Origin of the sequence: Anoxybacillus sp. LAT27, assembly GCF_022030075.1 — a bacterium.
In the GTDB taxonomy this organism is placed as follows: domain Bacteria; phylum Bacillota; class Bacilli; order Bacillales; family Anoxybacillaceae; genus Anoxybacillus; species Anoxybacillus kestanbolensis.
The window spans coordinates 23,429-48,394 of sequence record NZ_JAIWYK010000062.1; the positions used below are offsets into that span (position 1 = coordinate 23,429).

Annotated in this window: 23 protein-coding genes; 2 read left to right on the top strand and 21 right to left on the bottom strand. The window is 42.5% G+C overall.

All coding sequences use genetic code 11. The features are described from left to right. Window positions 1-26: 26 nt before the first annotated feature. The 6 genes from LD028_RS03555 to yneA all read right to left on the bottom strand — a co-directional run bounded on the left by LD028_RS03555 (window position 27) and on the right by yneA (window position 4,576). Window positions 27-731: a cytochrome c biogenesis CcdA family protein gene (locus LD028_RS03555; protein ID WP_035019581.1), complete on the bottom strand. Its 705-nt coding sequence runs from the start codon at window positions 729-731 to the stop codon at window positions 27-29. Between the two features lie 113 nt (window positions 732-844). Beyond that, window positions 845-1,057, bottom strand: coding sequence for a YneF family protein (locus LD028_RS03560; protein WP_003398951.1), 213 nt, complete (start codon window positions 1,055-1,057; stop codon window positions 845-847). Window positions 1,058-1,176: 119 nt separating this feature from the next. Continuing rightward, window positions 1,177-3,180, bottom strand: a complete 2,004-nt coding sequence (tkt, locus tag LD028_RS03565) for a transketolase (RefSeq protein ID WP_237810493.1) — start codon at window positions 3,178-3,180, stop codon at window positions 1,177-1,179. Window positions 3,181-3,325: 145 nt separating this feature from the next. Beyond that, window positions 3,326-3,556, bottom strand: coding sequence for a DUF896 domain-containing protein (locus LD028_RS03570; RefSeq protein WP_006318312.1), 231 nt, complete (start codon window positions 3,554-3,556; stop codon window positions 3,326-3,328). Window positions 3,557-3,562: 6 nt separating this feature from the next. Next, entirely contained in the window at window positions 3,563-4,258 is a 696-nt protein-coding gene (locus tag LD028_RS03575; protein ID WP_237810494.1) for a YneB family resolvase-like protein, read from the bottom strand. 15 nt (window positions 4,259-4,273) lie between these two features. Beyond that, on the bottom strand, window positions 4,274-4,576 hold the full coding sequence (yneA, locus tag LD028_RS03580) for a cell division suppressor protein YneA (protein WP_237810496.1): 303 nt from the start codon (window positions 4,574-4,576) through the stop codon (window positions 4,274-4,276). Window positions 4,577-4,722: 146 nt separating this feature from the next. On the opposite strand from yneA, the gene lexA reads away from it, so the two are divergent. Then, the gene (lexA, locus tag LD028_RS03585) at window positions 4,723-5,340 is read left to right on the top strand and encodes a transcriptional repressor LexA (protein WP_171700061.1); all 618 of its coding nucleotides are present in this window, start codon (window positions 4,723-4,725) and stop codon (window positions 5,338-5,340) included. A 49-nt stretch (window positions 5,341-5,389) separates the two neighbouring features. Here the strand turns inward: lexA and glnA are convergent, their stop codons facing one another. The 4 genes from glnA to hflX form a co-directional block, all read right to left on the bottom strand. Continuing rightward, on the bottom strand, window positions 5,390-6,724 hold the full coding sequence (glnA, locus tag LD028_RS03590; RefSeq protein WP_237810499.1) for a type I glutamate--ammonia ligase: 1,335 nt from the start codon (window positions 6,722-6,724) through the stop codon (window positions 5,390-5,392). A gap of 54 nt (window positions 6,725-6,778) precedes the next feature. Then, window positions 6,779-7,183, bottom strand: coding sequence for a MerR family transcriptional regulator (locus LD028_RS03595; protein ID WP_077428335.1), 405 nt, complete (start codon window positions 7,181-7,183; stop codon window positions 6,779-6,781). Between the two features lie 100 nt (window positions 7,184-7,283). After that, window positions 7,284-8,552, bottom strand: coding sequence for a methionine gamma-lyase family protein (locus LD028_RS03600; RefSeq protein ID WP_077428334.1), 1,269 nt, complete (start codon window positions 8,550-8,552; stop codon window positions 7,284-7,286). Between the two features lie 13 nt (window positions 8,553-8,565). Further along, window positions 8,566-9,819 carry a GTPase HflX gene (hflX, locus tag LD028_RS03605; RefSeq protein ID WP_237810500.1) on the bottom strand — a complete coding sequence of 418 codons (1,254 nt, stop codon included), beginning with the start codon at window positions 9,817-9,819 and terminating at the stop codon, window positions 8,566-8,568. Between the two features lie 145 nt (window positions 9,820-9,964). Between hflX and LD028_RS03610 the strand changes: the two genes are divergently transcribed. Continuing rightward, entirely contained in the window at window positions 9,965-10,573 is a 609-nt protein-coding gene (locus tag LD028_RS03610) for a trimeric intracellular cation channel family protein (protein ID WP_237810501.1), read from the top strand. 35 nt (window positions 10,574-10,608) lie between these two features. Here the strand turns inward: LD028_RS03610 and LD028_RS03615 are convergent, their stop codons facing one another. The 11 genes from LD028_RS03615 to mutS all read right to left on the bottom strand — a co-directional run bounded on the left by LD028_RS03615 (window position 10,609) and on the right by mutS (window position 24,898). After that, window positions 10,609-11,763 carry a thiolase family protein gene (locus LD028_RS03615; RefSeq protein ID WP_237810502.1) on the bottom strand — a complete coding sequence of 385 codons (1,155 nt, stop codon included), beginning with the start codon at window positions 11,761-11,763 and terminating at the stop codon, window positions 10,609-10,611. A 14-nt stretch (window positions 11,764-11,777) separates the two neighbouring features. Then, window positions 11,778-12,623 carry a 3-hydroxyacyl-CoA dehydrogenase family protein gene (locus LD028_RS03620; RefSeq protein ID WP_006318296.1) on the bottom strand — a complete coding sequence of 282 codons (846 nt, stop codon included), beginning with the start codon at window positions 12,621-12,623 and terminating at the stop codon, window positions 11,778-11,780. Window positions 12,624-12,634: 11 nt separating this feature from the next. Then, window positions 12,635-14,242: a long-chain fatty acid--CoA ligase gene (locus LD028_RS03625; protein WP_237810503.1), complete on the bottom strand. Its 1,608-nt coding sequence runs from the start codon at window positions 14,240-14,242 to the stop codon at window positions 12,635-12,637. Further along, on the bottom strand, window positions 14,205-15,296 hold the full coding sequence (locus LD028_RS03630) for a CaiB/BaiF CoA transferase family protein (RefSeq protein ID WP_237810504.1): 1,092 nt from the start codon (window positions 15,294-15,296) through the stop codon (window positions 14,205-14,207). The genes LD028_RS03625 and LD028_RS03630 overlap by 38 nt, the downstream gene beginning before the upstream one ends. 11 nt (window positions 15,297-15,307) lie before the next feature. Further along, window positions 15,308-16,450, bottom strand: coding sequence for an acyl-CoA dehydrogenase family protein (locus LD028_RS03635; protein ID WP_237810505.1), 1,143 nt, complete (start codon window positions 16,448-16,450; stop codon window positions 15,308-15,310). Window positions 16,451-16,462: 12 nt separating this feature from the next. Next, window positions 16,463-18,022: a fatty acid--CoA ligase gene (locus tag LD028_RS03640; RefSeq protein ID WP_237810952.1), complete on the bottom strand. Its 1,560-nt coding sequence runs from the start codon at window positions 18,020-18,022 to the stop codon at window positions 16,463-16,465. Between the two features lie 127 nt (window positions 18,023-18,149). Next, on the bottom strand, window positions 18,150-19,079 hold the full coding sequence (spoVK, locus tag LD028_RS03645; protein ID WP_006318291.1) for a stage V sporulation protein K: 930 nt from the start codon (window positions 19,077-19,079) through the stop codon (window positions 18,150-18,152). Window positions 19,080-19,195: 116 nt separating this feature from the next. Further along, window positions 19,196-19,420 carry an RNA chaperone Hfq gene (hfq, locus tag LD028_RS03650; protein WP_004890637.1) on the bottom strand — a complete coding sequence of 75 codons (225 nt, stop codon included), beginning with the start codon at window positions 19,418-19,420 and terminating at the stop codon, window positions 19,196-19,198. 35 nt (window positions 19,421-19,455) lie between these two features. Next, complete coding sequence (miaA, locus tag LD028_RS03655) at window positions 19,456-20,391, bottom strand: tRNA (adenosine(37)-N6)-dimethylallyltransferase MiaA (protein ID WP_237810954.1); 936 nt, start codon at window positions 20,389-20,391, stop codon at window positions 19,456-19,458. 102 nt (window positions 20,392-20,493) lie between these two features. Continuing rightward, complete coding sequence (mutL, locus tag LD028_RS03660; RefSeq protein WP_237810955.1) at window positions 20,494-22,320, bottom strand: DNA mismatch repair endonuclease MutL; 1,827 nt, start codon at window positions 22,318-22,320, stop codon at window positions 20,494-20,496. A 13-nt stretch (window positions 22,321-22,333) separates the two neighbouring features. Continuing rightward, window positions 22,334-24,898: a DNA mismatch repair protein MutS gene (gene mutS / locus LD028_RS03665; RefSeq protein ID WP_237810956.1), complete on the bottom strand. Its 2,565-nt coding sequence runs from the start codon at window positions 24,896-24,898 to the stop codon at window positions 22,334-22,336. Window positions 24,899-24,966 lie beyond the last annotated feature (68 nt).

The window sequence follows — 24,966 nt, forward strand, 5'->3', positions numbered from 1 at the left end:
TTCCTTTCCCTCCACACCCTAAGAAACTAGAAACCTGTAAAGCCACCAAATATGTTTGTCATATAAATCGTAATTTTCGTCATCCAATCAAAAAACAGTACAACCCCCATGCCTATCATGACATATCCGCCGACTTTCATTAGCTTAACATGATGTTTCCGAATCCAACCCATTTTCCCAATAAAAAACGATAAAAGCAAAAAAGGCAAAGCAAAACCGAGTGAATAGGCGGTCATATAGACAACGCCTAAACTCGGATTTGTCGCTGCTAGAGCAATCACGGATACTAAAATCGGACCTGTACACGGCGTCCAACCAGCAGCAAACGCCATACCAATAAGAAAAGATCCGATATAACCTGATGGACGTTGTTGAAAGGATAAACGACGATCCGTCATTAAAAAGGTCGGCTTAAAGATGCCGATAATAACAAATCCGAAAAACACCATCAGTATTGCACCAATTTGCCGAATAAGATCTTGGTACGTATGAAAAAAACGTCCAAGAATCGATGTGCCGAAACCGATCGCAATAAAGATAAAAGAAAAACCGAGCAAAAAAAATAACGTATGTAACAAACTTCTTTTTTGTAACAATGCATAATCAGACTTTAAATCACTAACTGAAATTCCCGTAATATATGATAAAAAGGCTGGGTAAAGCGGCAAACAGCAAGGAGAAATAAACGACAACACACCTGCCCCAAACGCAACAAACAGTTGAATGTCCATATGATTGGCACTCCATTCTTTCTTCATTTAGCTATATTTTATCAAAAAAATACAAATACGGGCAACAGCTTCTTTCCATGCTAAAAAAGACACTCGTTGTGAGTGCCTTACCTTTATTTCAACTGATTGTTCATCGCTTTCATCATTTGGTTGATCTTTTTTTGCGATGGCGTCATACCCATTTGCATCATCATCATTCGAATCATTTGTTCATTAATCGGTGGATTTTTCTTTAAGTAGTTCATCATTGTTTTACGCGCGATAAAAAATCCGAGCGCAACGCCAGCAGCAAGCGCTACAATGCCTACTAAAATCATTTCCCACATATTTTTTCCTCCTTCATGTTGTCTACATTACACTATACTAAACAATAACGGTTTGTACAATATGTTCAGTAAAAAATCTTCATTCGATAATAAAACGGGGAGCACATCTCCCCGTTTTATTATTTACTTAATAATGCTTTGACTCGCGCTACAACGTTTTCTACTGTAAATCCATATTCTTGCATAATTTTTTCACCAGGTGCTGAGGCCCCAAAGCGATCGATAGCTAAAATATCCCCTTCGTCACCTGTATATCGTTCCCAACCAAGAGATGCACCCATTTCAATCGCAAGACGTTTTTTTACATGCTTCGGAATGACGCTTTCTTTATATTGCGCTGGTTGCGCTTCAAAACGGTCCCACGAAGGCATACTTACAACCGAAACATGAATACCTTCATTCGCTAACGCTTTTTGTGCTTCTACAGCTAAGCTAACTTCTGAACCAGATGCTAGCAACAATGCTTGTACTTCTCCTTGAGCTTCAGAAACAACATACGCTCCTCTCTTCACTCCTTCATACGCACGCCCTGCTGTTGTCGCTAGCGTAGGAAGGTTTTGACGTGTCAACACAAGCGCCGTTGGACGATCCGTAGATTCTACCGCTAACCGCCATGCAGCTGCTGTTTCGTTCGCATCTGCCGGACGAATGACGCATACATTTGGCATCGCTCTTAATGAAGCGAGTTGTTCAATTGGCTCATGCGTTGGACCATCCTCACCAACAGCAATGCTATCATGCGTAAATACATATGTGACAGGCAATCCCATAAGTGCAGCAAGTCGAATCGCTGGACGTAAATAATCTGAAAAGACGAAGAACGTACCACCGTACACTTTTACACCGCCATGAAGCGCCATCCCATTTAACGCTGCGCCCATCGCAAATTCACGTACACCAAACCAAATGTTACGACCTTCATAACTTCCAGGTAAGAAGTCTCCTGCTCCTTTAATCAACGTTTTATTTGAACCTGCTAGGTCTGCGGATCCACCTAAAAATTGTGGCACAACTTTTGCGATAGCATTCAATACTTCTCCAGAAGAAGCACGTGTTGCTAGACTCTTCCCTTCAGCATATACAGGCAACGCTTTTTCCCAACCTTCAGGAAGTTTACCTTCAATCGCCATTTTTAGCTGTTTCGCTAAATCTGGATATGCTTTTTCATATTCAGCAAATAAAGCATTCCACTCAGCTTCTTTTTTCTCTCCGGCTTCTTTAACTACTTTTTCAAAATGAGCATATACTTCATCTGGAACGTAAAAATCTTCTTCAAACGTCCATTTATATGCTTCTTTTGTTAACTTAATTTCATCTTTACCTAGCGGAGCGCCATGTACATCTGCTGTTCCCGCTTTGTTTGGTGAACCATAACCGATTGTCGTTTTTACTTCAATTAATGTCGGACGTTCTAAATCTTTTTGAGCTTCAGCAATAGCTCGGGCAATTTCCTCGATGTTATTGCCATCTTCGACACGAATATATTGCCATCCATACGCTTTGAAACGCTGTTCTACACTTTCTGAAAACGAAAGATGTAATTCGCCGTCTAGCGAAATATCATTCGAATCATAAAGAACGATGAGGCGGCCGAGTTTCAAATGCCCCGCTAACGACGCAGCTTCTGCCGAAACCCCTTCCATTAAGTCGCCATCACCACAAATGGCATATGTAAAGTGATTGATCATTTCGAACTTATCTTTGTTGTACGTAGCTGCTAAATGACGTTCTGCCATCGCCATTCCAACAGCCATCGCAATTCCTTGCCCAAGCGGACCAGTTGTTGCTTCGACACCTGGGGTATGACCGTATTCTGGATGTCCCGGTGTTTTACTTCCCCATTGACGAAACTGCTTAATATCTTCCATCGTGACGTCGTAACCACTTAAATGGAGCAAGCTATACAATAGCATTGAACCGTGCCCTGCTGACAGCACAAAGCGATCGCGATTAAACCACTTTGGATTGCGTGGGTTATGATTCATAAACTTCGTCCATAGCGTATACGCCATCGGTGCTGCGCCCATCGGCATACCCGGATGACCGGAATTAGCTTTTTCGATAGCATCAATGGACAACGTACGAATCGCCGCAATCGATAATTGTTCAATAGAGTGTGTCATCGTCTTCATCCTTTCATTTGCAAACATGTTCATCTTTTATGATATAGAAAAGTTCGTAAAATGTACAATGCTTCACAACATTTTTTTTGACAAACTGACGAAAAAAGAGAACATCTATACTCGTATGTTCTCCATGATAGGCATATTAATGCAGGCGTTTTTTCTTACTATCCTTTAATTTTTGAGGAGTGACATCGTTTCCGTTCGGATCAATGACTTTCACGGCATGCAACGTTTCAATCATTGACGCACGAAACGCCGCAATATACTCTGTACGAAGTTGGAGTTGCTCTTGTTTTTCTTCGTCCGTAAGACCTTCCATTTTTGCTTTTTTAGCTAACGCATTAATTCGTGCAATTTTTTCAGAAGATAACATTCAACCTCATTCCTTTGTATTGATTTTTTTGCTCGTATCATCATACAAAAACTTTTCTTTGTTGACAAGTTGTTCGTGTTCTTTGTATCTCCGATGAACAGTCGCTTTAGATACATCATAACCAAATGAACGAAGGGTAGCCGCAATTTCTGCAAACGTTAAGCCATTTTGGCGTAAACGAACAATATCTTCAATCGGCACATCTTTCCGATCGCGTCCAGCGTGTTCACCAATGTTGCGTAAATTGTTTTCTGGACGATATCCGTTTTGAACGGCCCGTTGCATGCCACGTTTAATTTTTAAATTATGTATCTTTCTTTGGTATTCTTCAACAATACTAATAATCTCTAACACCATCGAATCTGCTTCTGATAATTGAAGCTCCCCACGATGACTTACCGTATAGACGCGAATCCCTTCCTTTTGTAAACAACGAAGAAGAGCAATTTTTGCATTTCCTCGTCCAAGTCTTGTTTCATCTTGAACGAGAACGACGTCGATGCGATGTTGTTTCATCGTATCAAGCAGCTCCATAATTCCTTCCCGTTCAATATCATAACCACTTGCCTGTTCTTCAATGGTCTTGATCACATTCATTTCGTATTCCATAGCGAGGTGCTGAAGCTCTTCTTTTTGTCTTTGTAGCGATGTTTCTTGTGCCTCTTTTGTCGTACTTACACGACAATAAATAATCGCGTTCATCCGTCATCCCTTTCTTTATGGTTTATTAGCAACAAGCTGATTTTCGCTATTTGATTTTAACACAGGAATGACAATTTTCTCACCAACGATCAATTGATCGTCTGAACGTTTATTTACTTTCATTACCCATTCAATGAATTGTTGCCGTGACAATTGATGTTCATGTTTATATTGCTCTGCAAGCCCCCATAGTGTATCGCCAGCTGATACCGTAATCTCCACATATTTTTCTTTATCAACAGATTGTGTGACATGCATAAATGCCCATACAAACAAAAAGCTAAATAAGATCATTATTATATAATGTATTTTGCTCATCAAACCTACCCCCAAGAACATTTGTTTGTATTTATGATAACGCGAACTTTTGTTCGTGTCAACTATTTCTCGAACTTATGTTTGTGTTAACATACGAATTTATGTTATAATATGGACAAAGATTGAATAGGAAGAGGTGTATAATGGTGGCAAAATTATCAAAACGACAACAACAAATTTTGGACTTTATTAAACAAGAAGTGCGCACGAAAGGGTATCCACCATCTGTGAGGGAAATTGGCGAGGCAGTTGGTTTAGCTTCAAGTTCTACCGTTCACGGACATTTAGCCCGTTTAGAAAGCAAAGGGTTCATTAGACGTGATCCAACGAAACCTCGCGCCATTGAGATTTTGGACGAACATGAATCCATCCCGAGAACAAATGTCATCAATGTCCCAATCGTCGGAAAAGTCACAGCCGGACAACCAATTACTGCAATTGAAAATATCGAAGAATACTTCCCCCTTCCAGAACGGTTCGTCTCACCAGATGATCAAGTATTTATGTTGCAAATTGTCGGAGAAAGCATGATTGAAGCCGGTATTTTAGACGGAGACTACGTGATCGTCCGTCAACAACAAACAGCAAATAACGGGGATATCGTTGTAGCGATGACGGAAGATCATGAAGCGACAGTAAAACGGTTTTTTAAAGAAAAAGATCATATCCGTTTGCAGCCTGAGAACTCTTCAATGGAGCCGATCATTGTCCAAAACGCTACAATTTTAGGGAAAGTCATCGGTGTATATCGAACTATTCATTAAGAAAGAAAAAGAAACGGAAAAAAAGCTAACGGAAAAACCGTTAGCTTTTTTAGTAAAGGCTCATATATTGTTCACGTTCCCACGGATGCACAGCCGTGCGGAACATATCCCATTCAATTTCTTTCGCTTCGACAAAGTGTTCGAATAAATGTTTACCAAGCGCATTAACAATTACTTCATCCGATTTTAAGTTTTGGAGCGCTTCCGCTAATGTCGCAGGTAAGTCAACAATACCTTCCTCTAAACGTTCCTCTTTTGTCATCACATAAATGTTGCGATCGACTGGCGCAGGCGGCGTCAATTTGTTTTTAATTCCATCTAGTCCGGCCGCCAATAATACAGCCATGGCCAAATATGGATTAGCTGCAGGATCCACACTACGCACTTCAATTCGTGTGCTCATGCCGCGCGATGCTGGGATACGAACAAGCGGGCTACGATTACGTGCCGACCATGCAACGTAACAAGGTGCCTCATATCCTGGAACGAGACGTTTATATGAATTTACTGTTGGGTTCGTTACCGCTGTAAAGTTTGGCGCGTGTTTTAACACACCTGCAATAAACTGTAATGCTGTCTCGCTCAGTTGTAATTGGCCATTTGGATCAAAGAAAGCATTTTCACCATTTTTAAAGAGCGATAAGTTACAATGCATACCAGATCCGTTTACACCAAAAAGTGGTTTTGGCATAAATGTCGCGTGCAAACCATGTTTACGTGCAACAGTCTTGACCACAAGCTTAAATGTTTGAATGTCATCACACGCTTTTACCGCATTTGCATACTTGAAGTCAATTTCATGTTGCCCTGGCGCAACTTCATGGTGAGACGCTTCAATTTCGAATCCCATCTCTTCTAATTCTAATACAATATCCCGTCGGCAGTTTTCTCCTAAATCGGTTGGTGCTAAGTCAAAGTAACCGCCATTATCGTTTAACTCTAATGTAGGCTCTCCTTTTTCATCTAACTTAAACAAGAAGAACTCTGGCTCTGGCCCTAGGTTGAACTCTGTAAATCCGAGCTCCTCCATTTCTTTTAGTACACGTTTTAAGTTGTAACGCGGACACCCCTCAAACGGTGTACCATCCGGATTATAAATGTCACAAATAAAACGTGCCACTTTCCCTTTTTCAGCTGTCCATGGGAAAATAACGAATGTATCTAAATCTGGGTACAAGTACATATCTGATTCTTCGATGCGAACAAATCCCTCGATCGATGATCCATCAAACATCATTTTATTATCGAGCGCTTTTTGTAGCTGGCTCACTGGAATTTCTACGTTTTTAATCGTGCCGAGAATATCAGTAAATTGCAAGCGAATATACTTTACATTCTCTTCCTTTACAATACGAAAAATGTCTTCTTTTGTGTACTTAGCCATACATATTCCTCCCCCAAAAATGAAAAGATCATTTATGTTAAAAACATAAATTCTTTAATGAAAAAAACGAGCGATATCGCCTTGACGAAGTGAAGCGCGATTAAAGCGACCTGCTTGCATCAGCTCGGCACGCAAAAGTTTGCGCAACTCCGCTTCCGACAAATCTTGCTTCATGACTTTCGGCGCAACAGGTGGCGTTGCTTCAGCGTGTTGTTGCTGACGTGAAGCAAAAATTTGTTTAATTCCCGCCAAATTAACCCCTTGCTCGATTAGATCTTTAATTTCAAGCAACCGATCCACGTCATTAAACGAGAACAACCGCCGATTACCTTCTGTCCGTGCAGGTGAAATAAGACCGTGTTCTTCATAATAGCGAATTTGTCGCGCTGATAAATCTGTTAACTGCATAACGATACCGATAGGAAATAACGGCATGGAGCGACGAATGTGACTATTCATGTCGACCCCTCCTTACGTAATACGTATTTTTATTTTATTATATGTTAGTTTATATGTCAATGACACGTTACATCTTATCACATGTTTTTTTCTGAAAATTTTATAATTGAATCAACTGTTTTTCAAGCAACTGATCAATCGCCATGCAAACAGCGATTTTGACATGTGAGTACGTTAGTCCCCCTTGGACGTATGCAACATATGGAGGCCGAATCGGGCCATCGGCGGATAGCTCAATGCTTGCACCTTGTACAAATGTCCCTGCCGCCATAATGACGTCATCCTCATAGCCTGGCATATAGTTCGGGTATGGGGTGAAATGGGCATTGACTGGTGATGCAAATTGAATCGCCTGACAAAATGCAATCATTTGTTCTGCATCATCAAATTGCACCGATTGAATTAAATCTGTACGTACTGCATCCCACGTTGGATACGTATTCATTCCAATCCGTTCGAGCATCGCTGATGTGAAAACCGCCCCTTTTAACGCTTGTCCAACAACATGCGGAGCTAAGAAAAAACCTTGATACATTTCTTGCAAACTATATAAAGAGGCGCCTGCCTCTCCCCCGATTCCCGGAGATGTCATGCGGTACGCACACATCTCGATACATTCGCGTTTACCAACGAGATATCCTCCCGTTTTTGCTAATCCGCCACCTGGATTTTTAATAAGTGAACCCGCCATTAAATCGGCACCAACATGGCACGGCTCTTGGTTTTCCACAAATTCTCCGTAACAGTTATCAACAAACACAATAACGTCTTGTTTGATTGCTTTGACAAAATCAATCATCTCTTTTATTTCGGCGATAGTGAACGATGGTCGAGGATCGTACCCTTTCGAGCGTTGAATACCAATCATCTTTGTCCGTTCGTTGATCGCCTGTTTGACCGCTACGAAGTCAACTTTTCCTTCTGGAGTGAGCGGTACACTTTGATAGCCGATATGAAACTCTTTTAACGAGCCGATACCTTTGCCACGAATGCCGACAATTTCTTCGAGTGTATCGTACGGTTTGCCAGTGATGTATAAAAGCTCATCGCCGGGGCGCAAAATGCCAAACAAGGCAATCGTAATGGCGTGCGTACCGGAAATGATTTGCGGACGAACGAGCGCCGCTTCCCCACCGAATACGTCCGCATACACTTTTTCAAGCGTATCACGTCCGATGTCATCATAACCATATCCTGTTGATGGAATAAAGTGAGCATCGCTCACTTGATGGTGACGAAAGCTCTGCAAAACGCGATATTGGTTATAGTCGATCCGCTCTTCAATTGCCCGATGAACCGGCGCAATTTGTACTTCAACTTCTTTGACGAGCGCTTCAATTTTTTCTCCATGAGTTAAATGTTGAAACATAAAACAACCCTTTCTATTTTTGATATGTTCTTAGTTGTGCTAAAAGTGGATGTTCCGGCAATAAATAGCCGCTACACTCGTACATACCACTTTGTTCATTGAAATACATATGTTGTACAATTGTTTCTGCTTTTAGTTGTGCGAGCAATTTTCCTGCAAACGACGGAATCGCTACATTATAATGTTCCATCGCCTCTATCATTTTTTGTTCAATAAAATGGCGTAAGGTTTGGACGTCTTGTTCATGAAAGGCACTCACTAACAAATAGTCCGTTTTCGGGCTTGGCACAAAGCTCGGAAGGACGATGTCGCGTTTATTATACACGGTAGCAATTGGAATAGATGTCGCCTCCAACTCCTCAAGCAAGCGGTAAACAGTTTGTTCATGTTGAATATAGTCCGGATTGGACGAATCGACAATATGTAAAATCAAATCAGCTTCTTTCACTTCTTCTAACGTCGAACGAAACGCTGCAACAAGCGTTGTCGGCAAGTCTTGAATAAAGCCGACCGTGTCCGTCAACAGCGCGGTGTAGCCGCTTGGCAGCACAAGTTTTCTAGTGAGCGGATCTAACGTAGCGAACAATAAATTTTCTTCCAACGCATCTGCGTTCGTTAGGCGGTTAAAAAGCGTGGATTTTCCAGCGTTTGTATAGCCGACAAGCGCAATTTGAAACACAGCATTTTTTTTTCGTCGCTCACGATACCGTTCACGATGTTCGACGACCGCTCTTAGCTGCGCTTTAATTTCATCGATGCGACGGCGAATATGACGACGATCCGTTTCTAGTTTCGTTTCCCCCGGTCCCCTCGTTCCAATTCCACCACCTAAACGAGAGAGTTCTACACCTTGCCCGCTTAACCGCGGCAAGATGTATTGTAACTGAGCAAGCTCAACTTGCAATTTCCCTTCTTTTGAACGCGCCCGGCTTGCGAAAATGTCTAAAATAAGCTGCGTCCGATCAATGACACGCACATTCAATACCTTCGTTAAGTTGCGGTTTTGACTTGGCGACAGCTCGTCATTAAAAATAACAACATCTGGTTCAAACTGTTCAACAAGCCGAACAAGTTCTTCCACTTTTCCTTTACCAATATATGTAGCCGGATGGATCATCTCCCGCTTTTGCGTAAGCTGGATAACGACTTTACCGTTTGCCGTATGAGCGAGCGAAGAAAGCTCTTCCATTGAATACGAAAACCGCTCATCATCGACATGTGGTAATTGACACCCAACAATAATCACTCTTTCTTGTTCTTTTTGCATATTTTCCCTCTTTCCTGTTGAACGTCTGTTCTCATCATAACAAATCTTATGTAAAAGTGCTATGACTGAAAAATGAGCATTGATTTTTTCGTATTTTACACATAAAATTTTAACGTGATGTTACATGATAGAAAGGAATGCAACGATGACTTGGGAAGTATTAAGTATGATTGGCACCATCGCCTTTGCGATTAGCGGAGCCATTGTTGCTATGGAAGAAGAATACGATATTTTAGGTGTGTATATTCTCGGAATTGTAACCGCATTCGGCGGCGGTGCTGTACGCAACGTATTAATTGGTGTACCTGTATCGATCCTTTGGCAGCAACAAACTCTTTTTTTGATTGCGTTTATTGCGATGACGATTGTCTATTTGTTTCCGCAAAAAATGCTACCACATTGGCAGCGGTGGGGGAACTTTTTTGATGCCCTCGGTCTTTCAGCGTTCGCCATTCAAGGAGCGCTATATGCTGTTCAAATGAATCTTCCGTTGAGCGCGGTCATCGTCGCTGCTGTATTGACCGGGAGCGGTGGGGGGATGATCCGTGATGTACTGGCGGGAAGAAAACCGCTCGTATTGCGCGATGAAATTTATGCTGTTTGGGCTATTGTAGCTGGCATTACAGTCGGAACTGGAATCGCACATTCTTCAATTAGTTTGTACGTATTGTTTGTTATTGTTGCAACATTACGTATTTTATCATATACGTACAACTGGAAATTGCCAAATAAATCGTTGAAGATGGAAAACTGAAATCGGATGTCTTGATGGAGACATCCGATTTCTTTTTATTCTTCCCACCGTTCGATGATGGTCGCAGTGGACATACCGTGCCCGATGCAAATCGTCAGTAGCCCGTAGCGCCCCTTTCGTCGTTCGAGTTCGTGAACGAGGGATGCCATCAGTTTCACGCCCGTTGCACCGAGCGGATGACCTAAGGCGATGGCACCACCGTTAACGTTCACTTTCGAAAGGGGAGCACCGATTTCTTTTTGCCAAGCGAGGACGACAGGCGCAAACGCTTCGTTAATTTCGACAAGGTCAATATCATCAATGGTGAGGTTTGCTTTTTGCAATACTTTTTTCGTCGCCGGGATGACACCGTCAAGCATATATGTCGGGTCGGAGCCAACGACCGTTTGCGCGACGATTTTTGCTTTCGGCTTCAAGCCGAGGCGAATCGCTGTTTCGCGCTCCATCAGCAGCGCCGCAGCAGCACCGTCGCTCATTTGACTTGCGTTTCCAGCCGTAATTTTTCCGTTTTGTTTAAAGACCGGCTTCAATGTCGCCAACGCTTCAAACGATGTATCTTGGCGCGGTCCTTCGTCGGCTGTTACGATGATGTCGTTTCCATCTTTATCAAGCCCGTGGATGGGTATGATTTCTTCGGTGAAACGACCTTCCGCTTGTGCCCGAAGCGCCCGTTGATGACTTTCATATGCATATTCGTCCAACTGTTCTCTTGTCAATCCGTATTTTTCGGCAATCCGTTCAGCAGACACTCCTTGGTGAACGAATTCGTACTTTTCATGGAGCGACGGTGGAATCGTTCGCTCGTTCCCGTCACTTAAAATCGGCACTTTCGTCATACTTTCGACGCCAGCCGCAATCGTAATATCCATATCGCCTGATTTAATTTCTTGCGCAGCGAAATGAATCGCTTGCTGTCCCGACCCGCACATTCGGTTAATTTGCACCGCCGGTACTTCCACCGGAAAGCCTGCCTCTAATGCTGCTAGCCTCCCGATATTGTAGCCTTGTTCGCCAATCGGCGTTACGCATCCCATCACGATATCTTCGATCAGCTGTTTTCCAATCCCCGCTCGTCTCACGACTTCATCGAGCACCACAGCTGCTAAGTGAACAGGATGTTTGTCACGGAACACCCCGTTTCGCTTGCCAACAGGAGTGCGTACCGCTTCGACAATCACGACTTCGCGCATATCTTTCCCTTCTTTCATTCGTATGTGTAAAATCCTTTGCCTGTTTTTCGACCGAGATGCCCCGCTTCGACAAGTTTGCGAAGCGTTTGTGGTGGACGGAATCGGTCGCCATACGCTTCTGTCATATTTTCACTCACAAACAACATCGTATCTAATCCGACTAAATCGGCAAGTTCTAATGGTCCCATCGGGTAATTCAGCCCGAGGCGAATCGCTTTGTCAATATGCTCGGCGGAAGCAACTCCTTCTTCGTACATGCGAATGCATTCAATCATATGCGCCGCAAGCGCTCTTGTTGTCACAAATCCTTGCATATCTTTGACAACGACTGTTTCTTTGCCGATTTCTTCGGACAGTTGTTGAATCACTTCGATCGTTTGTTCGGATGTTGCCACGCCTTTGACGATCTCAATGAGCTTCATGACTGGCGCTGGGTTAAACCAATGCATGCCGACGACTTGGCTCGGACGTTTAGTCGCTGCGGCAATCGCGGTCACGCTTAATTCCGACGTATTCGTTGCTAAAATCGCTTCTTGTTTCGCATAGCGGTCAAGCTGTTCAAATACTTGTTTTTTGAGCGGCAAATGTTCTGGCACCGCTTCGATGACAACGTCCGCTTCTTTTACTGCTTCTTGCAAATTCGTTTCGGTTTGGATGCGGGCAAGAATAGCCGTTGCTTCTTGTTCTTGTAGTTTACCAGCCTTTACAAAGCGAGCAAGGCTTTTTTGAATCGACTGCATTCCTTTTTCAAGCGCTGCTTCGGAAATATCGTATAAATAAACCGTTTTTCCGCCCATCGCTAGCGACTGGGCAATGCCGCTTCCCATTAAGCCAGCACCGATGACTGCAATTGTTTGCATCGCTACTCCCCCTATTGAACATTCGTGAAATAATCGCGAAATTGTTCGCGTAATTTCATTTTCAAAAATTTTCCGACACTTGTTTTCGGAATTTCGTTCATAAAAATAATCTCATCCGGCAGCCACCATTTCGCAAATTGCGGACGTAAAAAGTCGTATAGTTCCTCTTTTGTCACATTTTTTCCTTCTTTCACTACCACGCAAGCGATCGGTCGCTCTTGCCATTGCGGGTGTGGCACCGCCACAACGGCAGCTTCAAACACCGCTTCGTGCGCCATCAAGGCATTTTCTAAATCGACAGACGAAATCCACTCCCCACCGCTTTTAATGACGTCTTTTGTCCGGTCGACGATTTTAATAAATCCTTCCTCATCGACGGTGACGACATCTCCCGTATATAGCCAACCATCGCGAAATGCGTCTTTGCTTCGCTCATCGTTGTAGTATTCGTCGGCAATCCACGGACCGCGCAAGCATAGTTCGCCCATTTCTGTTCCGTTCCACGCTACTTCGCCGTCTTTGCCAATCACTTTCATTTCTACCCCAGGGACAAGAAATCCTTGCTTCGCACGGATGTCCAATTTTTCTTCGTTCGATACGTGCTGCTGGTAGCTTTTTAGACGCGATAAGACGACAAGCGGACTCGTTTCCGTCATGCCGTAGGCGTGCACGAACGGGATGCCGTATTTTTCTTCAAAGGCGCGAATCATTCCTTTTGGCGCTGCTGAACCACCGCATAAAATGCGCGTCACGCTGCGTAAATCGTACGTGCCTTTTTCCAACTCATTCAATAAGCCAAGCCAAACGGTCGGCACACCAGCCGCAAGCGTCACTTTTTCTTGTTCCATTAGTTCTGCCAATATTTTCGGTGTAAATGCTGCCCCTGGCATAACGAGCGTCGTTCCAAACCAAACCGCCGCAAACGGCAAGCCCCACGCATTCGCATGAAACATCGGCACGACTGGCAGCGCCACATCCGATTCCGACAGCGCCGCGCTATCGGCAAGCCCTAGCGCCATGCTATGGAGAACGATGCCGCGATGGGAGTATAACACGCCCTTTGGATTTCCAGTTGTTGCGGACGTATAGCACATCCCAGCAGGATGATGCTCATCGATATCTTTGACAAACGAAATCGGCTCGGCTTGTTGTAACAATTCCTCATAATGATAAACAGGCGACAGCGTCGTCTCGGGAAGCGTCGGTTCATCGGTCATAATGACAAACGCTTCAACGTTTATTTCGTCTTTCACACGTTCAATGAGCGGCAGTAAATCGTCGTCAATCAATAGCACACGGTCGTTGGCGTGATTAATAATATAGGCGATATGTTGCGGCGACAGGCGAATGTTAATCGTATGCAACACCGCCCCGATGCCTGGAATGGCAAAATACGCTTCTAAATGGCGATGATGGTTCCATGCAAACGTACCGACGCGGTCTCCTGTATGGACGCCAAGTGTTCGTAATGCGCTCGCAAGCTTTCTCGTCCGTTCGCCAATTTCTTGATACGTGTGGCGGACAAGCCCGTTCTTCATCCGCGAAATGACTTGTTTTTTCGGAAAAAACATTTCTGCCCGTTCAAGCATTGTCACAATATTTAATGGAACGTTCATCATATGCATGCACTCCTCCATGTTCGTTTAGCTTTGGTGCTCGTGTACGTTTTGTAAAAAAATGTTCGTCATAACGAGTCGCCACTTCAATTTGGTCGTTGTCGATATGAATCATTTTTCGGTACGCGTTATTTGCAAACCACGTTTTCGCTTCATCTGTTTCGAATACCGGCGTTAAGCAACAATCGACTTGCTCGGCAAACGCAATCCATTGTTGGAACGTTTTTGTGCGAAACAACTGCTTTATTTCTAGAAAGAGAGGATTGTCGTCACAAGCTGCCGATAAATGTCCTTCATACCATTCTGGCTTTTCGACTGCGTCACAAAAATTGCGCCAAAAGTGTGCTTCCAGCGCGGCAAGCGCCATATAGCGCCCGTCTTTCGTTTCGTACAAATGATACGACACAACCGTGCCAGCTAATACAGGAATCCCGTTTTTTTGCCCCGTATAGTGTTCTACTACAAAATGGTTTGTCATCATTGAAAGTAAGCCGTCGACAAGGGCAACGTCTATATAACACCCTTTTCCCGTCCGCTCCCGAGCATACAAAGCAGCGGCAACTTGTTCAACGACATGCATGCTCGTAATGAGATCGGCAAGCGTGATCGTCGGATGAATGGGGCGGCCGTCCGCTTTCATCTGGGCTAAAACACCGGAAAGCGCCATATAATTGATGTCATGGCTCCCATATGTGCTATGCTGACCATACCCGCTGATAGAACAATAAACAATCGCTGGATTGAGAGCGGATACGTCTTCATAGCCAAGCCCAAGCTTTTTCATGACACCGGGACGGAAACTTTCGATAACGACGTCTGCTTCGCGGATAAGCTGTTGCGCGATTTGAACATCTTGCTCGTCCTTCAAATCGAGCGCGATGCTTTTTTTATTTTTATTGTTCGCGTCAAAAAGGTAATCATCGGCTAACTCCCGCATTCGATCGCCTGTTTTCGGCTCGATTTTGATTACTTCCGCCCCTAAATCCGCTAAGCGAAGACTCGCAAACGGACCGGGGAGATAATGGGAAAAATCAATCACTTTTATTCCAGCAAGCAACAAAATCCCCCCTAAAGCCCAAGATGTTTCGCAATGATCATTTTCATCACTTCATTCGTTCCGGCATAAATGGCGCTCACCGGAATATCGCGGTAACGTCTGGCAATCTCGTATTCTTCCATATAGCCATATCCTCCGTGAAGCTGCATCCCTTCCGAAGCAACACACTTTGCCATTTCTGTCATCCACCATTTCGCCATCGATACGTTTGCCACGACGTCTTTGCCTGCGATATGCTGTTCGATGACATCGTCAAGAAACGCGCGCCCTAACGCAATTTCCGTCGCCATTTCCGCAAGCCGAAATTGAACGGTTTGAAATTGGCTAATCGTTTTCCCAAACGCCGTACGTTCTTTCACATACCGCTTCGTTAAGTCAAACATCACTTCTGCTGCTGTTTGTGCAGCAATCGCAACAATGAGCCGCTCTTGTTGCAATTTTTCCATTAAATAGTAAAACCCTTTTCCTTCTTCTCCAAGTAAGTTTTCCACCGGAACTTTCGCGTCGCTAAAAAATAACTCCGCTGTATCTTGGGCATGCAATCCGACTTTTTCAAGCTTCCGACCGCGTGTAAACCCCGGTGTTTCTCGCTCTACCACAAGCAAACTAATCCCTTTATGCGGCGGGTTCGCACTCAGGTTCGTTTTGCAAACGACGATGACTAAGTCCGCATGAATGCCATTTGTAATGAACGTTTTTTGCCCGTTGACGATATAATGGTCACCTTGTTTCACCGCCGTTGTTTGGATACCTGCTAAATCAGAACCTGCGCCTGGTTCGGTCATCGCAATGGCGGTGATGAGTTCCCCGGATACACACTTCGGTAGCCATTTCTTCTTTTGTTCTTCTGTGCCGTACGATGCGATATACGGAACGACGATATCGTTATGCAAGCCGATGCCGACAAGGCTAGACCCTACTCTTTCTAACTCCTCATTGATGACGACTGAATAGCCGAAATCGGCACCAAATCCACCGTACGCTTCATCTACCCACGGACAAAGAAATCCGTTCTCCCCCATTTTCCGCCAAAACTCCCGTGGAATGATTCCTTGTTTTTCCCATTCCGCATAAAACGGGTACGCTTCTTTTTGCAAAAACTTTCGGAACGCCTCCCGAAAAATGTGATGTTCTTCATGCAAATAGGTTGCCATGTTGTCCCCACCTTATGATTGCGCCATTTTTTTCATTTGTTCGCGCAATAAAAACTTTTGAATTTTTCCGCTCGCATTGCGTGGCAGTGCCTCGACAAAATAGTACGCGCGCGGTCGTTTGTACGGAGCCAGCTTGTCGCTTTGTTTACAAAACGCCTCTAATTGTTCTGCGGTAAGCTGTTGGTCTTTTTTGACGACGAAAGCAACGACTTTTTCTCCCCATAGCGCATCTGGCTCGCCAAGCACTGCGACATCAAGCACGCCTTCATGTTCGTAAAGCACGTCTTCTACTTCGCGAGGATAGACATTTTCGCCGCCGCTAATAATCATGTCATCGACGCGGTCGGCCACGTACAAATAACCGTCTTCATCCATATAACCTAAATCGCCAGAATGATACCAGCCTTTATACATCGCTTTTTCGGTCGCGTCTTCACGGTTGTAGTAGCCAACCATCATACATGGACCTTTAACGATAATTTCACCAACTTGTCCCGGTGGCAAGATGTCATCTGGGTCGGATGGACCGTCTTCGCGCGGTTTGACGATGCGAATTTCATGGTTTAAGCACGCCCGCCCAGCAGACCCAGCTTTCGTTAACTGCTCATCTTCGTACAAGAACGTAACAGCTGGTCCCATTTCCGTCATGCCGTACGCTTGGATTAAATCAATGCCTAACCGCTCTTTGCATTCTTTCACAAGCACTGGCGCCATCGGAGCGGCTCCGTATAGACCGATGCGAAGCGACGATAAATCATAATCGGATAATTTTTCTTGCAAGAGCATATTCCACATCGTCGGTGCGGCAAATAAGATGGTAATTTGTTCTTGTTCGATGACCGTTAATACTTGTTTCGGGTCGAAATGATGAACAATCACGTTTGTTGCGCCAGCATGGACGCGTGGAAGGAAGCAACAATGCAATTCTGCGCAATGGAACATCGGTGCGGTGACAAGCCCTCGCTCTGTTTCGCGAATGCGCATGACCGAATTGCAAATTAAACTTTGTTCGATCATGTCGCGGTGGCGATGCAACACTCCTTTTGGGCGCCCTGTCGTGCCGCTTGTATACATAATCGCATACAAATCATTTTCGAAAACGTCGATGGCTGGAAGTTCGTCGCTTGCACATTGGATTTGTTCGTGATAAGAAACAGCATATGTTGGCACTTGCCCGTCAATGATCCAAAAAGAAATGTGTGGAAATTCATGATGAATGGCTGTGATTTGTGGTTCGACTGCTTGTTCAAATAGCACGATTTTTGGGGTAGCATCCGCTAAAATGTAAGCGATTTCTTTTGGTCGCAAACGAAAATTAATCGGATTGAAGACAGCGCCGATTTTGGCGCACGCAAAAAAAGCAGTCGCCAGTTCTGCCGTATTAAATAGCACAGTCGATACACGGTCTCCTTTTCGCACACCCGCTTTTAAGAAAGCGTTCGCAAGTTTGTCCACTTCTTTTGCCCATTGTTTGTACGTGTAGCGAAGGCCTGTACGAACATCAACGAGCGCTTCTTTTTTCGGGAACTTTCTTACCGTCTGTGTGAACACTTCACCAATCGTTAAATACAAAACAATCCCTCCCTTATATTTTTATATCGATATAAATAATATTTTTTATTTTCAGATTATATTCTACAAATAAAAAAGAAACCCTTCTTTACTCACATAAAAAAATAGGAAAGGCCCCCTTTCCTATTCATTCAACAACTAGGTCACGTTCACGTATAATCATTAATTCTTTTTTATCGTAACGCCCTTCGTGCAACAGACGTACCGCTTGTTTTCGAATTGCTTTTTCAATCAAATTTCGAATGTAACGGCCGTTGCTAAATTTTCTTTGATATCCGTCGGCCAATAGTTGCTCAATATGTTCACGTAGCTTTCGTTCTGCTTCATTAGTAAGCTCGTATTCTCTTATATGAAGCATTTGTTTTGCAATTTGTACAAGTTCCTCTGCTGTATAGTCAGGAAATTCAAGCATTAACGGAAAGCGTGACGGCAATCCTGGATTTAAAGATAAAAAATAGTCCATTTCGGCTGGATATCCTGCTAAAATAACGACTAAGTCATCAGAAAAATCTTCAATTCCTTTTACTAACGTATCAATCGCTTCTTTTCCAAAATCTTTCTCCCCTCCACGCGCAAGGGAGTATGCTTCGTCAATAAATAAAATACCTCCACGTGCTTTCTTAATTAAGTCACGTGTTTTATTGGCGGTATGACCGATATATTCGCCAACTAAATCCGCACGTTCTGCTTCAATAAAATGTCCTTTAGATAACACATTCATTTCTAAAAATAACTTACCAAGAATACGAGCAACTGTCGTTTTCCCAGTCCCGGGATTCCCTTTAAAAATCATGTGAAGAGACTGTTTATTTCCCTTTAATCCATTTGCTTGACGTGCTTTATTAATGTATAACCATGCGTAAATTTCTTTAATTAATTTTTTCACTTCACTTAGTCCAACTAACTCATCTAGTTCCTTCTGAATCTCTTTCAATACTGCATGTTGATGATAATCAATGCGATTCGGTGTTTCTTCTTTCGGTAAATAATTAACGTTTTTCGCATTAAGCACGATATTAATTTGACTTTTTGTTTGCTTCATCGTCAACTCTGACAAGGCAACGTCACCTCTCCTTCATCGTTGCTTCTTTTATCAATATACGCTACCATCGCCCATTTCGTGACAAATGCCTAACGAAAAAATCGCCCACCGATATAGGTGAGCGATATATCTTACTCAATCTCAATTTTTACGTTTTTTTGTGGTGCAAATGTGGAAATGGCATGTTTATAAATTAATTGTTGTTTTCCATCCACTTCTAACAATACTGTGAAATTGTCAAATCCTTTCACTAACCCACGCAATTGAAATCCATTTAGCAAAAATACAGTAACTGTTGTTTCTTCCTTCCGCAATTGGTTTAAAAACTGATCTTGAATGTTTATCGTGTTTTTCATTGCTTCGTCCTCCTCTTTTTCTCTCTACATTACGTTTACATATTCGACTGAAAGTGAAACTTTCCTTCTATATAATGCAAAATTTCACTCACTCGTCTTTCAAATATTGTATCATCGGTCATGTCAAACCATTGAACAGGCATTTGATTTCGGAACCATGTGAACTGACGCTTTGCGTAGCGACGAGAGTTTTGTTTCAATTGTTCGATTGCTTCTTTCAGCGTAAGCATCCCGTCAAAATACGCATATAACTCTTTATAGCCGATTGCCTGAATTGCTTGACAGTCACGTAAACCTTGTTCATATAATCGTTTCACTTCTTCAATCAACCCTTGATCAATCATTTGATCTACTCGTTGATTAATACGTGCATATAGCTTCTCTCGTTCCATTGTCAATCCAATAAGTGCTACGTTATATACCAGCTGACGTTTTTGCTCTTTCAGCCATTCTGTCATTGTTTTTCCTGTACAATGATAAATTTCTAACGCACGAATGACACGACGAACGTTATTCGGATGAATACGTTCCGCACTTAAAGGATCAATCCGTTTCAATTGTTCATACAACTCATCAGGTGAACAACGTTCAAGTGACTGACGATACAAGTCGTTAGAAGGGGCGTCTGAAAATTGATAATCGTAAATAACAGATTGGATATATAGCCCTGTACCACCAACGATGATCGGAAGTTTTCCTCGTTTCGTTATATCTTTAATAAGTGAACGAGCAAGCGTCTGAAACTCCGCAACAGAAAAAGATTCATGCGGCTCCTTTATATCTAGTAAATGATGTGGAATACCTTCCGTTTCTTCTTGACGAATTTTAGCTGTTCCAATATCCAATCCTTTATATACTTGCATCGAATCGCCATTAATAATTTCCCCGTTTAAGCGTTTCGCCAATTGTATACTCATTTTCGTTTTCCCTACAGCCGTTGGACCGATTAACACAACGACTTTCTCTCCCATAAAATACCACTACTTTCCATTCTAATTCACATTCATCTATTATAGACAAACAATATGCATTTTATCATTTCATTTTGAAAAAATGTGAAAAAACATCCATTTTCACATGACGCGTTTAAACATTTTTTCTAATTCATACGTAGAAAAATGAATAATAATTGGGCGACCGTGCGGACATGTAAACGGATCGCTCGTTTTTCGCAACGATTCGAGCAACGCAAATATTTCATCGTTACGTAAAAATTGATTCGCTTTAATCGACTGTTTGCAGCTCATCATGATGGCAGCTTTTTCGCGGAGCTGCTTGATGTCTACTTTTTTCATCGTTAACACTTGCTTAATCATTTCCTCAATAATTTCTAATTCTTCCCCTTTCGGAAACCATTGGGGATGAGAACGAACAATAAAACTGTTATGACCAAACGGCTCTAAAAACACACCACAAGCAGCTAATTGATCACGGTAACTTTCAATAAGTACATACTCACTTGATGAATAAGTAAGCGTCAATGGGATAAGCAACGGCTGTAATTCATTTGTAACGGTTGCTAGTTTTTCACGAAAGTATTCGTATTTAATTCGTTCTTGGGCAGCATGTTGATCAATAATATATAGCCCGTTTTCATTTTGGGCTAAAATATACGTCCCATGCATTTGACCAATCGGATATAAGGGCGGAATGCGTTCTTGCTCCATCTCTTCTATTACATGTTCGCTTGGAACAACGGATTCTACATCAAGTAGTGTGACATCTTGATCACGAACGCGTTCATCACTTTTCTCCAACACGATTCGATCTTCTGTTTTCTTTTCTTGATCACGATATATCTCCGTTACACGAGGTGACATCGTATTCGATTCTTTCACGATATGTTCAAACGAAAACGTTTGTTGTTCTGCTTTCGTTTTTTCTACTCGCGGTGCCGTTACCTCAGGAATTAACGTCTTTTTTTGAAATGATTGGCGAATCGTTTGTTGAACAAGCTCGTTTAACTCGGCTTCTTTACTAAAACGCACTTCCAATTTTGCTGGATGAACATTCACATCTATAAGAAGCGGGTCCATCATAATATTTAAAAAGGTAATCGGATGCCGTCCAATTGGAAGAAGCGTATGATATCCTTCTTCAATCGCTTTATATAACGAATAGTTTTTAATATACCGTCCATTTACGATCGTCGTCATATAATTCCGAGACGCACGCGTCACCTCAGGTAAAGCAACGTAACCGTCAATTGTAAAATCGAGCGTCTCCGCATGAATCGCAATCATTTTTTTGGCGACATCCAATCCGTAAATCGCTGCCAATACTTGCCTTACATCCCCATTTCCGTTCGTATAAAACAGTTGTTTTCCGTTATGTGTTAACCGAAATGAAATATGCGGATGTGCAAGCGCTAGACGATTTATCACATCAACAACATGACCAAGTTCCGTATGAATGGTTTTCATATATTTTAGACGCGCTGGCGTATTGAAAAATAAATGAGAAACGGTAATATCTGTTCCTTTTCGACTGCTTGTCCGACCATGCTGCACAAGTTCTCCACCTTTTAAAACGAGCCACGTCCCTGGTCCTTCACCGGTACTCGTCTTCAATTCTAAATGTGAAACGGAAGCAATGCTAGGCAACGCCTCTCCTCGAAAGCCGAGCGTACGAATGCGAAACAAATCTGCCTCATCTTTAATTTTGCTCGTTGCATGTCGTTCAAACGCTAAAAAACAATCTTCTTCCTCAAAACCATCCCCATTGTCAACGACACGAATTTTCGCTAATCCCGCTTCTTCTAACTCCACTTCAATGATCGTGCTATGAGCATCAATCGCATTTTCAACAAGTTCTTTCACGACAGAAGCCGGGCGCTCCACAACTTCCCCTGCCGCAATTTTATTCGCTAACGCATCATCAAGCTTACGAATTTTCCCCACGTTTTCTCTCCTTTCACTTTAATAATTTTTGAATTTCGTATAATTTATTCATTGCTTCTAACGGTGTCATATCAAGCAAATTAAGGGATTGGATACGCTTGATCACTTCTTTTTCTTTTTTCGATGCACTTGAGCGCCCTTCGTCGCGTTGTTCTTCAAACATGCTTAACTGCTCAAACTGCTTTCTATTTTCTTTAACGATCGGTGTTGCATTTGTCTCAAATTCCCGTAAAATTTGCTCCGCCCGCTGAATTAAGTCTAACGGCAGCTTCGCTAATTGCGCGACATGAATGCCGTAACTTTTATCCGCTGGACCTTCTTTAATTTGATGCAAAAAGATAACGTTACCGTTTTCTTCCATTGCACTCACATGCACATTTTTTAAACGCGGCAGTTGTTGTTCAAGCGCTGTTAATTCATGATAGTGGGTACTAAATAGCGTTTTAGCGCCGATACGATCATGAATATATTCAATCATCGCTTGTGCAAGCGCCATCCCATCGTATGTGGATGTTCCGCGACCAATTTCATCAAACAAGATGAGGCTGTTTTGTGTTGCGTGAACGATCGCATGACGTGCTTCGAGCATTTCTACCATAAACGTACTTTGCCCGGCAACTAAATCGTCAGCCGCTCCAATGCGCGTAAATACTTGATCAAAGATCGGTAATATCGCTTCTTCTGCTGGTACAAAACAACCAATTTGTGCCATGATCGCCGTTAATGCGATTTGACGCATATATGTGCTTTTTCCAGACATATTCGGACCTGTAATAAGCAACATTTCTCGTTCAGCATCCATATAACAATCGTTTGGAACATAAACATTTGCTCCTAACACTTTCTCTACAACGGGGTGTCGTCCTTGTCGAACGACAAGACGACGATCATAAGAAAACTGCGGTTTACAGTAATTATATTTTTCACTAACCGTAGCAAAACATTGTAAAACATCTAATTGGCTCATGTATTTCGCTAATTTTTGTAAACGAACAATATATTGTTTCACTTGTTCACGTATAGAAACAAACAGTTCGTATTCAAGTTCCATGCTTTTTTCTTCTGCTTCCAAAATTAGTGCCTCTTTTTCTTTTAGTTCTTTCGTCACAAAACGTTCAGCATTCGCTAACGTTTGTTTACGTTCATATCGACCCTCTGGCAATAAATGTAGATTCGCTTTTGTTACTTCGATATAGTATCCAAATACGCGATTGTAACCAATCTTTAATGATTTAATTCCTGTTACTTCTCTCTCTTTCGCTTCCAATTGCGCAATCCATGTCTTTCCATTACGACTAGCATCCCGGAAGCGATCTAACGTTTCGTTATAACCATCTTTAATGATGCCACCCTCTTTCACGGAAAGCGGTGGGTTTTCCTCAATTGCTTCTTCCAACAATTGAACAAGTTCTTCACATGCATCTAAATGTTGTGCAAATGATTGAACGTGATCATCTTGAATTTGCATAAGAAGTGAGGAAATGAAAGGTACTTGTTTTAACGACTTTTTCAATTGAATTAAATCACGCGCGTTCACATTTCCAAACGCCACACGCCCAGCTAATCGCTCCAAATCATATACACTGCGAAGATATTCGCGTAATTCTTGACGCTCGAAATAATGGATCAACAGTTGTTCAACAAAATGCCATCGCTGTTCAATTTTTTCACGATCTAATAACGGACGATCAATCCATTGCTTAAGTAGACGTCCACCCATCGCAGTCATCGTTTCGTCCAGAAGCCAAAAAAGAGAACCTGTTTTTCCTTTACTCCGAATCGTTTCCGTTAACTCTAAATTACGTTTAGAGTACATGTCGATTTTCATATGTGCATCGACTTCGTACAGCTCGACCGGCTGTAAATGATCTAAATGTCGCTTCTGTGTTTTTACTAAATAATTTAATAATCTCCCAAACGTCACGAGTAATTTTTCTTGTTTCAAATGTGAAACAATAGACGTACAATCAAGCGGAATGGTTGTTTCATCTTCATACGAAATGGTAAGAGCATATCTTTCTTGCAATAATTCCCATTTTTCTTGATACGCTGTTGGAACGACTATTTCTTTCGCGCCAATAGAATAAATTTCATTGAGCACATCTTCAAATGCATGGAGCATCGTCATACGACTTTCTCCAGTCGTTAAATCTGCATATGCAAATCCATACGTACCATCCTCAAATGATGTCAATGAAGCTAAATAGTTATTTGCTTTGTCTTCAAGTTGCTTCCCTTCCATAACTGTTCCAGGGGTAATGAGTTGAACGACTTCGCGTCGCACAACCCCTTTGGCAGTTTTCGGGTCCTCAACTTGTTCACAAATCGCAACTTTATATCCTTTCTCAATCAAACGTTCAATATACATCGCGGCTGAATGATAAGGTACACCGCACATCGGCACGCGTTCTTCTCCGCCCCCGTCACGACTAGTAAGCGTAATTTCTAGCTCTTGTGATGCTTTAATCGCATCTTCAAAAAACATCTCATAAAAATCACCGAGCCGAAAAAATAAAAAGGCATCTTTATATTGTGATTTAATTGCTAAATATTGCTGAATCATTGGTGTATAAGCCATGACCTTTCCTCCAACGTCCGAAATCTTGACTTCAATTATTATAACAAAAAATAAAAACTAGGAAGAAC

Bases quoted from the DNA above. Each gene is read 5' to 3' on its own strand.
- hflX (WP_237810500.1), bottom strand. From the start codon at position 9,819: ATGCAAAAAGAACAAGAAAGAGTGATTATTGTTGGGTGTCAATTACCA.
- LD028_RS03555 (WP_035019581.1), bottom strand. From the start codon at position 731: ATGGACATTCAACTGTTTGTTGCGTTTGGGGCAGGTGTGTTGTCGTTT.
- LD028_RS03615 (WP_237810502.1), bottom strand. From the start codon at position 11,763: ATGCGCGAAGTCGTGATTGTCGAAGCGGTACGCACTCCTGTTGGCAAG.
- tkt (WP_237810493.1), bottom strand. From the start codon at position 3,180: ATGACACACTCTATTGAACAATTATCGATTGCGGCGATTCGTACGTTG.
- LD028_RS03575 (WP_237810494.1), bottom strand. From the start codon at position 4,258: ATGAACGCGATTATTTATTGTCGTGTAAGTACGACAAAAGAGGCACAA.
- miaA (WP_237810954.1), bottom strand. From the start codon at position 20,391: ATGGGAGAGAAAGTCGTTGTGTTAATCGGTCCAACGGCTGTAGGGAAA.
- mutS (WP_237810956.1), bottom strand. From the start codon at position 24,898: ATGGCTTATACACCAATGATTCAGCAATATTTAGCAATTAAATCACAA.
- LD028_RS03560 (WP_003398951.1), bottom strand. From the start codon at position 1,057: ATGTGGGAAATGATTTTAGTAGGCATTGTAGCGCTTGCTGCTGGCGTT.
- yneA (WP_237810496.1), bottom strand. From the start codon at position 4,576: ATGAGCAAAATACATTATATAATAATGATCTTATTTAGCTTTTTGTTT.
- LD028_RS03625 (WP_237810503.1), bottom strand. From the start codon at position 14,242: ATGATGAACGTTCCATTAAATATTGTGACAATGCTTGAACGGGCAGAA.
- LD028_RS03570 (WP_006318312.1), bottom strand. From the start codon at position 3,556: ATGTTATCTTCTGAAAAAATTGCACGAATTAATGCGTTAGCTAAAAAA.
- hfq (WP_004890637.1), bottom strand. From the start codon at position 19,420: ATGAAAAACACGATAAACATTCAAGATCAGTTTTTAAACCAATTGCGG.
- LD028_RS03620 (WP_006318296.1), bottom strand. From the start codon at position 12,623: ATGCAAACAATTGCAGTCATCGGTGCTGGCTTAATGGGAAGCGGCATT.
- LD028_RS03595 (WP_077428335.1), bottom strand. From the start codon at position 7,183: ATGAATAGTCACATTCGTCGCTCCATGCCGTTATTTCCTATCGGTATC.
- LD028_RS03600 (WP_077428334.1), bottom strand. From the start codon at position 8,552: ATGTTTCAACATTTAACTCATGGAGAAAAAATTGAAGCGCTCGTCAAA.
- LD028_RS03635 (WP_237810505.1), bottom strand. From the start codon at position 16,450: ATGGCAACCTATTTGCATGAAGAACATCACATTTTTCGGGAGGCGTTC.
- LD028_RS03610 (WP_237810501.1), top strand. From the start codon at position 9,965: ATGACTTGGGAAGTATTAAGTATGATTGGCACCATCGCCTTTGCGATT.
- glnA (WP_237810499.1), bottom strand. From the start codon at position 6,724: ATGGCTAAGTACACAAAAGAAGACATTTTTCGTATTGTAAAGGAAGAG.